This window comes from Nostoc sp. C057, assembly GCF_013393925.1.
GTDB lineage: Bacteria > Cyanobacteriota > Cyanobacteriia > Cyanobacteriales > Nostocaceae > Nostoc > Nostoc muscorum_A.
Map to the genome: position 1 here is coordinate 2310119 of NZ_CP040281.1, position 14904 is coordinate 2325022.

Below are 14904 nucleotides of genomic sequence, written 5' to 3' on the forward strand. Positions count from 1 at the left end.
TCAACGTAGAGATGAACAACATGGAAATTACAAAAAATCATCAAATAATTGAGAATGCCAGGCCTAGTATTAGTGAAGTTACTCAAATATCTAACGAAGAACTTCGTATATTGCATGAAATTCCTACATTTAGACCGATTGTTCAAACATTCGTTGTCATTAGTACATATTTCATCGTATCAGCTATTGGGTTTTGGTTGAATAACTGGGCAGTGTGGTTATTAGTCTGGTTTGTTCAAGGATTTTTATTTGTCTGTTTTTTTGCGGCAATACATTATTGCTCTCACTATAGTTTGTATAAGTCAAAAAATACTAACCGATTCATGGGGACTTTCTTATCATTAGTATTATTGATGAACTTTTCATTTCACAAATATATTCATATTGGACATCATAGAGAAGCAAAAATTAAAGGTAAAATCGTAGGAGATACCTCAGCATGGCAAACCTTTCCTAATATTAAGACCTATCTCCTGGCCTTGACATATTTTTATCCTCTTGCCGTATGCAAGAATTGGTGGGTTGTTACCAAAGATTTATATTTAGAATCTTTGAAAACACATACTGAAGAGGAATCAGTCTTACCAACTAGCTTTTATTTGAGCTATTTTAAAACACCAGAACAACGCCAATTTGTCTTACAAAATAATTGGCTACTATTGGGTTGGGTTTTATTAATGGCAGGATTAACCGTAATTTTTCCTCGGACTTTATTCTTTGGTTACTGGATACCATTAATAACGTTTGCTTCTCCATTCGGGTTTATTTTCAGCATTACAGATCACTATGGCTGTGAGTCTGACTTAAACCACAACCTATGGAATGATACACGAACAATGATTTCTAACCCGATAATTAGGTTTTATTACTGGAATAATAATTACCATGTAGAGCATCATATCTACCCAAGTATGCCACCGTGTAACTACTCCAAGATACATGAGTTAATTCAACCTCACCTGCAATATCTGGAAAAATCATACTTGATGTTTCATCTCAAAGTAATGCTGGGTTTGATTTCGGCAAAAAGTCATTAATGAATCGCTCTTATCAAAACACATTTATGATGCAATATCGTAGATTTGGGCGTACAGAATTACCAATGCCAGTGTTTTCTTGCGGCGGAATGCGCTACATATATACTGAATCTGAAGAACTTACTCAAGATAAAATTCCCGATGAAAATCAACGGAATCTAGAAGCTACTATTCGCCGTTCTTTAGAAGTCGGCATCAATCACATCGAAACTGCCCGAATGTATGGGACTTCTGAGATGCAATTAGGAGCGATTTTACCTAAATTGCCTAGAGAAAAAATTATTGTGCAAACTAAGGTTGCTCCTACATCTAACTCTGGAGACTTCCGCCGTTTGTTTGAGCAATCTTTGGCTTTGTTAAAGCTAGATTACGTTGATTTATTAACACTGCATGGCATTAATTATGACCAACAATTTGAAGATAGTATTCGTCCCAATGGTTGTTTTGATGTAGCGCGACAATTGCAATCTCAGGGTAAGGTAAAGTTTATTGGTTTTTCTACCCACGCGCCAACAGACTTAATTATCAAAACCATTGAAACCAATCAATTTGATTATGTAAATCTCCATTGGTACTACATTAATCAATTTAATTGGCCTGCTATTGAAGCCGCCACACGTCACGACATGGGGGTGTTTATCATTAGCCCATCAGACAAAGGTGGTATGCTCTATAAGCCTCCACAAAAGTTATTGGACTTGTGCTATCCACTGAGTCCGATGATGTTTAACGATCTCTTTTGTTTGAGCCATCCTCAAGTACATACTCTCAGCTTGGGCGCATCTAGACCATCAGATTTTGACGAACACTTGAAGGTTATAGAACTTTTAGATCGAGCAGATGAAATTTTACCACCAATTTTAAACCGTTTGGAAAAAGCAGCGATCGCCACATTAGGCAAAGACTGGTACTGTAACTGGCATATAGGTTTACCCAGATATCCAGAAACCCCTGGCGAGATTAATATTCCAGTTATTTTATGGTTGCGAAATTTAGCGATCGCTTTTGATATGTGGGAATATGCCACAAGGCGCTACAACCACTTAAATAATGCCGATCCTTGGTTTCCTGGCGTGACAGCAGAACGAGTTAGACAATTCGATCTGGGCGATTGTCTGCGTCATAGTCCCTATGCTGACAAAATACCAGCTTTATTAGAAGATGCCCATAGGTTGTTATCTCAACCTGGTCAAGAATAAATTGCGGAGTAGTTTCACGATGTCATATTATAAGTTTTTAAAAAATAATAAAAAATATACTTTAATTCGTCATCGTTGGCTAGTAATTTTGCTGGCTTTAATAACTGCGATCGCAATAATTATTTCTAATCAAATTAACTTAAAAAATCAAGCAACAGCAATATCTCAAGTTATTGTCTCCTTCCCAATTGAACCCACAACTTTTAATCCAGCTTTAATCGTAGAATCAGCTTATACTTTAAACTATACTTATGAGGGGCTAGTTAAAGAAAATGGACGAGGAGAAATTGAACCTAGTCTTGCTGAATCTTGGCAAACTTCTCCAGATAAAAAACAAGTAATTTACACCCTCAGAAAAGGCCTAAAATGGTCAGATGGAAAGCCACTAACTGCTGAAGATGTGGTTTTTACCTACAATGAAATTTATAATAATTCAGCCATTCCTACTTATGCTAAAGACTTCTTCATAATTGGCAAAAATCGTACCTTTCCTACTGTTCGGAAACTTGATGATTTGCGAGTTGAATTTAGATTACCTGAACCATTTGCGCCATTTATCCGGGCTACAAAACTGGAAATTTTACCAGCCCATATTTTCCGAGAAAGCGTCAAAATAAAAGACCAGGAAGGCAGACCTAAATTTATGTCTACTTGGGGGATTGATACTCCACCAAAAAATATTATTGTTAACGGCCCTTATACAATAGAATCTTATACTCCCAGCCAGCGAATAATTTTCCGAAAAAATCCTTATTACTGGCGTAAAGATGCTCAAGGCAATTCGCAACCTTATATCGAGCGTGTGATTGGGGAAATTATTCCTAGTCAAGATACTTCTTTAATCCAATTCCGTTCTGGAGGATTGGATTACGTCAGCGTTAATACCAATTATTTTTCATTATTAAAACATGAAGAAGGCAAAGGAAAGTTTACTATCTATAATGGCGGTCTTTTTATAGGGTCAACTGCTATTACTTTTAATCTCAACAAAGGTAGTAGGAATGGTCAACCACTGGTCGATCCCATCAAGTCTCGTTGGTTTAATACAGTGGAATTTAGACAAGCAATTGCCTATGTAATTAATCGCCAACAAATACTTAACAATATCTATAAGGGATTGGGTCAACTGCAAAATTCACCGATTGCTGTACAGAGCAAGTATTATTTACCCGTCCAAGCAGGTTTAAAGGTCTATGAATACAATCTTCAAAAAGCGAAAGAATTACTGCTCAAAGCAGGTTTTAAATACAACAACCAAGGTCAGTTATTAGACGAGCAAGGAAATCTTGTCCGCTTTAGCCTCATGACGAATGCTAACAATAATATATTGCAGGCAATGGGAGTACTCATCAAACAAAATTTGAGTGATGTTGGCATAACTGTTGATTTCAATCCTGTAGCTACTAGTATTTTTATCAACAAACTAACTCAAACTTTCGATTGGGAGTGTCAAGTGCTTGAAGTTGCTGTCGGTCAAGAACCGAATGATTGGGCTAATGTTTGGTTGCCTGAAACTGGTTGGCACTTTTTTAATCAAAAATCCCAAGCAGGACAAACGCCGATAACGGGGCGACAGGTAGCAGATTGGGAACAGAAAATAGGTGATTTATACATTCAAGCAGCCTCTGAGGTGGATGAAGCAAAGCGTAAAGCTATCTATGCAGAAACCCAACAAATTACTCAGGAGTATCTGCCATTTATTTATCTAGTTAACCCTTTATCAATGGTGGCAGTACGAAATCGTATCCAGGGTATTCAACACTCTGCCCTCATAGGAACATTTTGGAACTCCTACGACCTGAAACTGACTGAAGATTAGCTAAAGAGGATATCGTTTGTATGCAAATTCCTATCATTGACTTCAATCCTTTTATTAATGGTGACACAGTTGCAAAAGAAGCTGTCGCTACACAAATTTCTCTTGCTATTCATGAGGTCGGATGTTTCTACCTCAAAAATTATGGTATTTCTAAGACTCTAATTACTCAAGTCTTTTCACAAGCCGAGTGCTTTTTTGCACTACCGGAGAATGAAAAAGAACAAGTATCTTTCTTTCCAGATCGTAATCTTCGCGGATATCATAATTTTAAAAAGAGTGAAGATAATCACAACGCCAATGAACTAATGACTGAAGGCTTTCATTTTGGTAAAGAAATTTCTCTAGATGAAGTTGGTATTATCGAAGATCCTTTTTTTGAACCGAATAAATGGCCTCATAAGACTAACTTTCGTGAAATGATGATGGAGTTTTTCACGGCTTGTCACGAAAGCGCTCTAAAAGTATTCCAAGCTTTGGCTATTTCCCTAAAATTACCAGAAGACTACTTTACAAATTTATATTCAGAGCAAAATCACGGTATAGTTTGGCATCATTACCCATCTATATATCAGCCTCCAGAACTTGGAAAAGTTTATCTGGCAGAACATACCGACATAGGTACTCTCACATTTTTATTTCAAGATTCAGAAGGATTAGAAGTATATACAAATTCTGGAGAATGGGTTTTAGCGCCCTTCATTCCTGATGCAATTATCGTATTGGTTGCAGATTTAATGCAGCGATGGACGAACGATAAGTTTTGTGCCACACGACATCGAGTTGTAGTTCCAACTCAATCTCACAGTGCTAAACAAAGATACTCATGTGCCTTTTTTACAGGACCCAATTACGATACTTCAATTAACTCCATTCAGACTTGCTTAGATATAGATGAAGTGCCTAAGTATCCACCAATTCTTGCCCATGAATATTTCAAGCAACCCAAATGATAGCCACGGATTAGAGATAATAAATGGACAAATTACAATTGCTAGCAAAGTCAAAACCTCCAACATGGTTAAAAATTTTGGTAATTAGCCTGATGGGGTTAGGTATTTTCTTTCGCTTTACCCATTTGGGGCAAAAAGTATATTGGTATGACGAATTTGCGACATCACTGGCAATATCTGGTCATACGCTAGCTGAGGTTAAACAAGAGGTTTTTAGCAATTGGAGCAATGATGGAGGCGTAATTCCTGTTATTACTTTAGACAAATATCAACACATTAACCCAGATCGAACTGTGGCTGATACAGTTCGCTACTTAATAACTTCAGACCCACAACATCCACCTTTGTATTATGTAATGGTGAGATTATGGGCGCAAGTCTTTGGGGATTTTCCGACGGGAGTTAGGAGTTTATCAGCAGTAATTAGTCTGTTGGTATTTCCTAGTGTGTATTGGCTGTGTTTAGAGTTGTTTGAGTCTTCACTAGTTGGGTGGGTGGGAATGGCCGTAATGGGGATTTCTCCCTTACAGATTTTCTTTGCCCAAGATGCACGAGAATACGGTTTATGGATGGTGACAATTCTAGTATCAAGTGCTGCTTTATTGCGAGCTATTCGCCAGGAAAGTTCCTTGAGTTGGGCTGTGTATGCTCTCACCCTAGCCTTGGGATTCTACACCCATTTATTAACGGCAATGGTTGCGATCGCTCATGTCATATATGTGGTTATTAAGCAAGAGTTTCGCTTCAACAAAACTCTGCGTAATTATTTACTGAGTTCCATAGTAGCTTCCTTGATGTTTTTACCTTGGCTAATGGTAATCATTACCCAGATTCATAAAGCAACAAATCTCTTGTCATGGATCGCATTTAAAACAGATAGTCATTTCGACCTAATTGGGATTTGGCTCAGTCGGATTAGTAGAATATTTTTTGATTTTAATTTGGCTTCTGATGATGCTTGGGTCAATAATTTACCTGCGGAAAGCCCTTTAGCTTATAGTATTCCTACGATAATAGCGAGCTTATTTTTAATTATTTACATAATCATTTTTTTTATAAAATATCTCTCAACGAACGCTAGTTTATTTATTGCTTTATTAGGGGGATTTCCAGGGTTAACATTGCTTTTCTACGATCTAATTTTTGGGGGAATTCGCTCTATTCATTTTCGCTATCAGTTACCGTTATACCTCAGCATCCAAATTGCTGTAGTGTATATTTTAGCTTTCCATCTTTTATTGGCGAAGAACTGGCAGAAAAACTTTTGGAAAGTCATTGTGGTAGGGTTACTCATCTTTGGGCTAGTTTCTGATGTCAGATTTTTTCAGTCTGAAACTTGGTGGCCACAAATAGGTGCTAAGAATTTGCTAGCAATGAGTCAACTTATTAATCAATCTAATAATAATATTTTATTGATAAGTAGCAAAAATGATTATAACTTGGGAGTTATTCTCACCTTAAGTCATAATTTAGAGCCAAAAGTTCGCTTACTTACCATACAAAATGACCAGTTACCAATAATGCCTCAAAACTATAAATCTATCTTCTTTGTTGACGACCTTGAAAATAGTTTAGCCCATCAACTTCAGCAGGATAAAACTAACTCACTTAAATTAGTCTACCCACTTGAAGGATTTTGGCAACTCGACAAAAATCAGAAAACGTGAAGATTACTTATTGTAGCAGTCTCAAATAAAAAACATTAATAGAGTAGAAACTGAATGAAGCAATATCTTGAATATTTTAATATTATTTTTCTGATAGATAAAATCTACTTTTATCTTCATTCGGCGCTTTTTAGTCGGTTTATTCGCTTTGCTGTAGTTGGTTTGAGTGGAGTATTTGTAGACTTGGGGGCATTCTATTTTTTACATAGCTCATTATGTTTGGCGTTAACTATGAGTGCAATGCTTTCCACAGAAATAGCAATTATTAATAATTTTATGTGGAATGATTTATGGACGTTTGGTGATGTGTCTCTCCAACAAAAAATTAGTCAAAAGTTACAACGTTTCGTCAAGTTTAATCTCATTTGTTTGGTTGGGCTTATTTTCAATAGTCTAATTGTAAATTGGCTATTTTATCAATTCCAAGTGAATGAATACATAGCTAAATTGGTAGCGATCGCTTGTGTAACACTTTGGAATTTCTGGCTCAACCTGAAGATGAACTGGCAATTAACAAAGACAGAAGTAGATGTAGTTGTAGATATTTAAGAAAAAATCATGTTAAGACCACTAGTTATGTTTGGTTATAGTTTAATTTTTATAATTACTATAATTTTTTCTTCAGGATTATTGAATGTAATTTTACCCTATTACAAGACTATCCAAAATCTTGGAGAAATCAGTGTTAAATGGCAATACTTGACTGAACACAAGGATGATTATGATGCTATTTTTCTGGGGCCAAGTACTACTTATTTTGGCGTGATCCCGAAATTGTTTGATGAATACCTGACGACAGAGGGGAAGAGTGTAAAATCTTTCAACTTTGGTATAGCAGGTGCAAACGTATCAGAAGTGGATTTTTACTTACAAAAAATTCTGGAGTTAGAACCAGCAAACTTAAAGTGGATATTTCTAGACTGTTCAGTTGACTTATTTACAAACATTGGCTCTACTTCCGCTCAAGAGATATATTGGCATACTCCTCGTAAAACGTTAGAAAATTTCCAATTAATTCTGGAATCATCAATCGATAGTTGGAAAGTCAAAGTTCCATATATATATGCTAACTTTCAAAGCTTTATTTACCGATGGCTAGGAATTGGTCAGCTTTCTACTTTCTGGCAGGAAGCAATATTAAATTTGGATCTATCAAATTCAGATCCATTAGCAAAAGTATCTGAGGATAGGCTCATACAAGAATCGGGATATTACGCAATAGATTGGCAAGAAAAAGCTGAGAAGTGGAAGACTATATTTAGAGCAAATGGTTTGGATACTTATCAAAAGAATCTCAAAAATGAACAAACAAAATTAGCAAATTTAAATTCAGAAAATGCGTTTAACGAGCCATCCACAATATATGGAGCGAAAATGATGAAAAATATTGCTGCCCGGATTGAACAACAGCAAATTAACAACAAGAAAATGGAAGCTATATTTTTTATTCCTCCAATTCTAGAAGCCGATTCCAACCCATCCGCTATTTACAGAGCATATAAATCAGGAGATATCGATACTTTATTTACTTTTAATAATCCCAATGATTTTACTAATCTATATGAACTAGATCGCAGAATTGATAGCGCACATCTAAATTATCAAGGCGCTGAAGAATTCACACTTTTACTGGCATCACAATTTTCCCAGTATTTGAATAATTCTGGAGAAAAACTTATCAGTGGTAAACTTTGAATACCCAGTCACTATTACCTAATCACTAATTAAATATAAATAAATATGGTATTCACAGAATTTAGATTTGTATTTTTCTTCTTGATTGTTTTCTGCATTTATTGGGCTTTGGAGAAACACAATCATCGAAAAATGTGGCTGCTAGTCTGTAGTTATATATTCTATAGTGCTTGGGATTGGCGCTTCCTTTCTTTGCTCTTGCTATCGACAGTTATTGATTACTTTGTCGGTCTAATGCTGTCTAGACCACAGGTTAATGATTTGCAGAGCGCCATATCAGAGCCGGCAATCCTAACAACCGATAATATAGTCGAGAAGAAAAAAAATACAAGTTTTTGGAATTTGGATGCCTTGCTGAATAAGCCACAAAATCAGCAGCAACGCCAAGCATGGTTAATACTTAGTTTAGTAGCAAATCTAGGAATATTAGGGTTTTTTAAGTACTATAATTTCTTCACTGAGTCTGCTGCAAACTTATTAGCTTTTTTGGGTTTACCTATAAACCTGCAAACCCTCAAAATTATTCTGCCAGCAGGCATTAGTTTTTATACTTTTCAAACTTTAAGTTACTCCCTTGATGTCTATCTAGGTAAACTCAAACCTGTTCGGAATTTTTGGGATTTTTCTCTATTTGTAACTTTTTTTCCTCAACTGGTTGCAGGGCCAATTGTCCGTGCATCTACCTTTTTACCTCAACTACTAACCCCAAAAAACTTAAGCGAGGTTGATTTTCGCGGATGTTTAATACTTTTTTTCGTAGGGTATTTCAAGAAAGCCTGCATTTCGGATAATCTTTCGCCTTTAGTAGAACAGTATTTCACGAATCCAGAAAATTATACTTTCTTGAGTTGTTGGATTGCTGTTATTTCTTTCGTCATCCAGGTATACTGCGACTTTTCTGGCTATTCAGATATGGCGATCGCTTCAGCAGGGTTACTTGGATACAAACTACCTCTGAACTTTAATTTTCCCTACCTTTCCGGCAATATCACTGATTTGTGGCAACGTTGGCACATTACCCTCTACAGTTGGTTGCGAGATTATGTTTATATTCCTCTAATGAGAAAGCGACCAAAAGCTGAACGAACAGAACTATTTGGGTATAAAAATCTTCTCATTTTGATGCTTCTGTCAGGACTCTGGCATGGAGCTGCTTGGCACTTTGTAGTTTGGGGTGGATTAAATGGATTCGCTTTAGTTGTTCACAAGCAATGGTTATCTCGGATCGCTCCCTATAAGGGATTGCTAACACTGAGAAAGATGCTAGGTATTCCCTTAACAATGTATTGGTTTTGTGCGTCTGCCATCTTCTTTCGGAGTAACGATCTCAGCAGTGCCATACAAATAGAAAAATCCTTTTTATTCTTGAATTCTCTTGGCTCTCAAAACCTAAATCTCCAAGTTGCATGGATTTTTGTACCTTTAATTATACTCCATTGGGCGACTTATAAAGGTTGGTTTTCCGATTGGTGGCGTAAAATTCCTAGTTGGATTTTTGCTGTTTGCTTTGGGGTTTTAGTTTCAGCAATATTTCGGCTGACAGCAATCAATCCTCAACCTTTTGTCTACTTTCAGTTTTAGTGTTTGATTATTCTTTTACTGTCAAAAGAGTAGTTAATTTTTAACGAACCACAGAGGCACAGAGAACACAGAGGAAGAGAGAAGATAGGTAGTTTATTAATTACGAATTATGATCAAGCTGCAAATAATTAAAAATAAAAATATTGAATCTATTTATCCTCTTTCTCCTATGCAGCAGGGTATGCTTTTTCATACTTTGTATGAGCCAGAATCAGGGGTGTATCTTGAGCAGTTCTGTCTAACGCTCTCTGGAAATCTAGATATTACAGTGCTTCAGCAGGCCTGTGTGCAAGTAATGAAGCGTCACCCAGTTCTGCGTACCCTTGTGGTTTGGGAAAAACAAGAAAAGCCTCTCCAGGTAGTATGTAAACAAGTGGAGTTGCCTTGGCAGAACTATGATTGGTGCTCCTTATCTTTAGCAGAACAAGAAGAGCGTTTAAAAGCTTTCTTACAAGCAGATCGAGTTCAAGGCTTCGTTCTTGACAAAGCTCCACTTATGCGATTTAGCTTAATTCAAATCGCTGATGATATTTACGAATTTGTCTGGAGCTTTCATCACCTGCTGATTGATGGTTGGAGTTGGCCAATTCTCTGCAAAGAAGTTTTTGCATTCTACAATGCCTTACTTAAAGGCAAATATTTATATTTAAATACTCCCCGTCCTTACCGAGATTACATCAATTGGTTACAGCAACAAGATTTAAGAGCAGCAGAAATATTTTGGCGGCAACAACTTCAAGGTTTTACTAACCCTACCCGTTTACAACTAAATCGGGATGAGGCGCAACATTTTCCCCAGTCAAAAACTTACTACGAGCAGCAGTGCTGTTTATCGGCAACTATAACTGCTGCTTTACAATCCCAGGCACAGCAGTATCATCTGACACTTTCGACTTTCGTGCAAGCAGCTTGGGCACTTTTACTCAGTCGCTACACTGATGAGTCTGAGGTAGTATTTGGAGCAACTGTGTCCGGCCGTCCTCCCACTTTATCGGGGGTGGAATCTATGGTGGGACTATTCATTAATACTTTACCAGTCAGGGTGAAAGTTTCAACAGCAACTCCTTTATGGCAATGGCTTAGGAAATTGCAGGCTCAACAGGTAGAGCGATCGCAATATTCTTGGTTTCCATTAGTAGAAATTCAAGCTCTTAGTGAAATTCCCCAAGAATTACCTTTGTTTGAAAGCATCGTGGTGTTTGAGAACTATCCACAAGATCCGTCTTTATCAAATCTAGGTAGCACCATCCAGATTACCAAACGACGAGTCATTGAACAAACCAATTATCCGCTCACAGTCATAGCTGTACCAGGACAAGAGTTATCCCTACGCATTCTTTATGATGGTAGCCGCTTTGATAACGAAACAATTAACCGGATGATGGGACATCTTGTAACTTTGTTAGAGGGTATGGTTACAAATGTCGAGCAGACAGTAGGAGAGATACCCATGCTAACTGCTGCTGAACAGTACCAATTAGTCGAGTGGAATGACACCCAAACAGATTATCCCAATAAATGTATCGCTCAGTTGTTTGAAGAACAGGTGGAACGGACACCGGATGCAGTAGCAGTTTCGTTTCAATCCCAACACCTGACTTACCAGCAGTTAAATTGTCAGGCTAACAAGTTAGCGCACCATCTACAAAAACTTGGGGTAAAACCAGAAGTGCGGGTAGGGATTTGCGTAGAGCGTTCTTTATCGATGGTAGTAGGACTTTTGGCAATCCTCAAAGCTGGTGGTGCTTACGTACCTTTAGATCCGCGATCGCCCCAAGAACGCTTAACTTATATGTTGAGTGATTCTCAAGTGTCGGTGTTGCTGACAGATTCATCAATTACTTTATCTGAGCAACCATTAACAGTAGTTTGCTTAGATACATCGGATTTCTGCCAAAACAGTCAGGAAAATCCTGTTAGTGGAGTGATACCAGAGAACTTGGCTTATGTCATGTATACTTCTGGCTCAACCGGCAAACCCAAAGGTGTAGCCATGAATCACAGTTCTCTGGTGAACCTTTTATATTGGCAAATGGACGAAAGTGCTTTAAGTTGTGCCAAAACTTTGCAATTTGCTTCTATCAGCTTCGATGTCTCTTTTCAAGAAATCTTTTCTACTTGGTGTAACGGTGGAACCTTAGTTTTAATCACCGAAAAAATACAGAAGGATGGGTTTGCATTATTACATTTAATTGCCCAAGAAAAGGTAGAAAGACTATTTTTGCCCTTTGTCGCCCTTCAGCAATTAGCCCATGCTGCCTCTATTACTCAATCCTATCCTGCATCTTTGCGTCAGATTATGACAGCAGGAGAACAGTTACATATTACCCCTGTTTTAGTCAACTTTTTTAAAGAGCTTTCTGGTTGTACGCTCCAAAATCAGTATGGGCCGACGGAGAGCCATGTGGTAACAAGTTTTACCTTAAAAGATGTGGCAAGCAGTTGGTCGCCACTTCCGCCTATTGGTCGGGCGATCGCAAATACGCAAATCTACATCCTTGACCGCCATCTGCAACCATTACCAATTGGAGTTCCTGGAGAACTATATATCGGCGGTGTTGCGATCGCTAGAAGTTATATTAATTCCCCGGAATTGACGGCTGAGAAATTCATTGTGAAGGATGGGAATCGTTTGTATAAGACAGGCGATCGCGCTCGATATTTATCTGATGGCAACATCGAATTTCTCGGTCGAATTGACAATCAAGTGAAGGTGCGGGGTTTTCGCATTGAACTGGGAGAAATTGAAACCGTACTCGCCGCACACCCCCAGGTAAAAGAAGCAGTAGTTATCGCCAGAGAAGATGAACCAGGAAACAAGCGTCTAGTCGCCTACATTGTCCCCAAACAACACTTAGACACCAGCGAACTGCTTTGTTACCTCAAACAAAAGTTACCCGAATATATGCTACCTTCTGCTTTTGTAAAGTTGCTGGATGCTCTACCTCTAACCCCCAGTGGTAAAATAGAGCGCCGCGCTTTACCAGCACCTTTGAGTCGGGAAACACGGAACATCTCTACAGACTTGATTCCACCCCGTACTGCAACTGAAGAGGTTTTGACAGGAATCTGGAGCGATGTTTTAGGGCTAGAAAAAGTTGGTATCCACGACAACTTCTTTGCATTAGGAGGGCATTCCCTATCAGCAATGCAAGTCATTGCTCGGTTGCGAGAAACTTTCAAAGTAGAGTTACCTATAAGCTGTCTGTTTGATTACCCGACAGTAGTCGAGCTAAATCGGCAAATTTCAGAATACCGCCAAAAAGAGGCAGGGGAGCAGGGGAGTAGGGGAGCAGGGGAGCGGGGGAGCAGGGGAGAAATAATCATTCTTTCTCATCCCCCTCTGCCCTCTTGTAAAAATGACTTGACCCCATCTCTTAAACCAGTACCTCGAAATACAAAAGAGTTGCCAATTTCTTTGACTCAGCTTGAGTTTTGGATATTAGCTCAATTGCATCCGGGTATTCCCGTCTATAATATTCCACTGGCTTATCGCTTGACGGGTTTACTCAACGTCACTGCTTTAGCACAAAGCCTCGTGGAAATTGTCCGTCGTCACGAAGCTTTGCGAACTACTTTTGCGATCGCAGATCGGCAAGTGATTCAGAAAATTGCTCAACAGCCCATATTGCCATTTTCGGTAGTAGATTTGCGAAAACTTTCTGAATCTAAAACTGAGCGAAAAGCTCTGGCTCAAAAATTTATCACTGAGGAAAAAAACCAGCCTTTCGATCTAGAACAAGAACCTTTGTTACGCATCAAGCTACTGCGGCTCTCTGATGCCGAGCATTTACTAATAATAACTATCCATCATCTGGTTTGTGATGGTTGGTCTGTGGGTGTGTTTTTACAGGAGCTAACAAAATTATACGCAGCATTTTGTCATGGTCAGTCCTCACCGCTTCCTGATTTACCCATCCAATATGCTGACTTTGCCCATTGGCAACAGCAGTGGGTTGCTCGTCCTGCTTTTGTGTCTGACCTTAACTACTGGAAGCAGCAACTAGGCAATAGCAAACTTTTACTACAGTTACCTACTGACCGTCCGCGTTTACCAGTACGAACTTTTGAGGGTGCAAGTCAAACTTTCATCATCCCTAAGAGCCTAACAAATGCTCTTAAACATCTGAGCCAACAGCACAATGTAACTCTATTCGTGACTCTGTTAACAGCCTTTAAAATAGTGCTATTTTATTACACCGGGCAGTCAGATATTATTGTGGGCACTCCCTTTGCCAATCGCCAGCAATTGGAAACTAAAGGGCTTATTGGATGCTTCATCAACACATTACCAATACGTACACATTTGGGAGGTGATCCAAGTTTGAGCGAGTTGCTGTATCAGGTGCGTGGATCTTTTTTAGCAGCCTCCGATCGACAACAAATTCCCTTCGTGAAGTTAGTAGAAGCACTACAGCCAAAACGAGAACCAAGCCATTCTTTGCTATATCAAGTGATGTTTAACTTCTTGCCACCATCAGATTTAAAACTGACAAATTTGACTGTTCATCCCTGGTCAATTGAAAGTAAAACAGCAGAGTTTGATTGGGATATTTATCTTCAACAAACAACATTAGGAAGTATTGAAGGGAAATGGTGCTACAAAATCGATTTGTTTGATGCTTCTACTATTAGTCGTGCGGTAACTCAGTTTCTAGTGTTGCTTGAGTTGCTAATTACTAATCCAGAATGTCGTCTGACTGACCTTTCCTTACTATTTCAGCGCCATAATTCTCAATGCCGTGCAATGTAGGTACATATAAGAGGTTGTTTGAAAAGTGTTTCGCTGTGACTTTAGGCACTTTTAGATCCCCCCTAGCCCTTAAAAAGGGGGGAACCGGAATCAAAGTCCCCCTTAAAAAGGGGGATTTAGGGGGATCTAAAACTTTTGATACCGGCAATAGAACTTTTCAAACATCCTCTAAGAGCAGGGAGCAGGGGCAACAGAACAAGAAT

General features: G+C 38.4%; 9 protein-coding genes. All 9 read left to right on the forward strand.

All coding sequences use genetic code 11. The features are described 5' to 3' along the window. Positions 1-20: 20 nt before the first annotated feature. The 9 genes from FD724_RS10190 (at position 21) to FD724_RS10230 (ending at position 14701) form a co-directional block, all read left to right on the forward strand. Positions 21-1037, forward strand: a complete 1017-nt coding sequence (locus FD724_RS10190) for a fatty acid desaturase (RefSeq protein WP_179072533.1) — start codon at positions 21-23, stop codon at positions 1035-1037. 29 nt (positions 1038-1066) lie between these two features. After that, positions 1067-2236 carry an aldo/keto reductase gene (locus FD724_RS10195; RefSeq protein WP_179075465.1) on the forward strand — a complete coding sequence of 390 codons (1170 nt, stop codon included), beginning with the start codon at positions 1067-1069 and terminating at the stop codon, positions 2234-2236. Between the two features lie 19 nt (positions 2237-2255). Beyond that, entirely contained in the window at positions 2256-4055 is a 1800-nt protein-coding gene (locus FD724_RS10200) for an ABC transporter substrate-binding protein (protein WP_179072534.1), read from the forward strand. 20 nt (positions 4056-4075) lie between these two features. Next, complete coding sequence (locus FD724_RS10205; RefSeq protein WP_179072535.1) at positions 4076-5005, forward strand: isopenicillin N synthase family oxygenase; 930 nt, start codon at positions 4076-4078, stop codon at positions 5003-5005. A 23-nt stretch (positions 5006-5028) separates the two neighbouring features. After that, positions 5029-6672 carry a glycosyltransferase family 39 protein gene (locus FD724_RS10210; RefSeq protein WP_179072536.1) on the forward strand — a complete coding sequence of 548 codons (1644 nt, stop codon included), beginning with the start codon at positions 5029-5031 and terminating at the stop codon, positions 6670-6672. Positions 6673-6726: 54 nt separating this feature from the next. Continuing rightward, positions 6727-7221, forward strand: a complete 495-nt coding sequence (locus FD724_RS10215; RefSeq protein ID WP_179072537.1) for a GtrA family protein — start codon at positions 6727-6729, stop codon at positions 7219-7221. Positions 7222-7230: 9 nt separating this feature from the next. Beyond that, a complete protein-coding gene (locus FD724_RS10220) occupies positions 7231-8367 on the forward strand; it encodes a hypothetical protein (protein ID WP_179072538.1) in 1137 nt (378 codons plus the stop codon). 132 nt (positions 8368-8499) lie between these two features. Then, complete coding sequence (locus FD724_RS10225) at positions 8500-9948, forward strand: MBOAT family protein (RefSeq protein ID WP_179072539.1); 1449 nt, start codon at positions 8500-8502, stop codon at positions 9946-9948. A gap of 109 nt (positions 9949-10057) precedes the next feature. Continuing rightward, the gene (locus tag FD724_RS10230; protein ID WP_179072540.1) at positions 10058-14701 is read left to right on the forward strand and encodes a non-ribosomal peptide synthetase; all 4644 of its coding nucleotides are present in this window, start codon (positions 10058-10060) and stop codon (positions 14699-14701) included. The last annotated feature ends 203 nt before the right edge of the window (positions 14702-14904 follow it).

Coding starts and splice junctions, on each gene's coding strand:
- FD724_RS10225 (WP_179072539.1), top strand. CDS start 8,500: ATGTGGCTGCTAGTCTGTAGTTATATATTCTATAGTGCTTGGGATTGG.
- FD724_RS10215 (WP_179072537.1), top strand. CDS start 6,727: ATGAAGCAATATCTTGAATATTTTAATATTATTTTTCTGATAGATAAA.
- FD724_RS10200 (WP_179072534.1), top strand. CDS start 2,256: ATGTCATATTATAAGTTTTTAAAAAATAATAAAAAATATACTTTAATT.
- FD724_RS10210 (WP_179072536.1), top strand. CDS start 5,029: ATGGACAAATTACAATTGCTAGCAAAGTCAAAACCTCCAACATGGTTA.
- FD724_RS10190 (WP_179072533.1), top strand. CDS start 21: ATGGAAATTACAAAAAATCATCAAATAATTGAGAATGCCAGGCCTAGT.
- FD724_RS10205 (WP_179072535.1), top strand. CDS start 4,076: ATGCAAATTCCTATCATTGACTTCAATCCTTTTATTAATGGTGACACA.
- FD724_RS10230 (WP_179072540.1), top strand. CDS start 10,058: ATGATCAAGCTGCAAATAATTAAAAATAAAAATATTGAATCTATTTAT.
- FD724_RS10195 (WP_179075465.1), top strand. CDS start 1,067: ATGCAATATCGTAGATTTGGGCGTACAGAATTACCAATGCCAGTGTTT.
- FD724_RS10220 (WP_179072538.1), top strand. CDS start 7,231: ATGTTAAGACCACTAGTTATGTTTGGTTATAGTTTAATTTTTATAATT.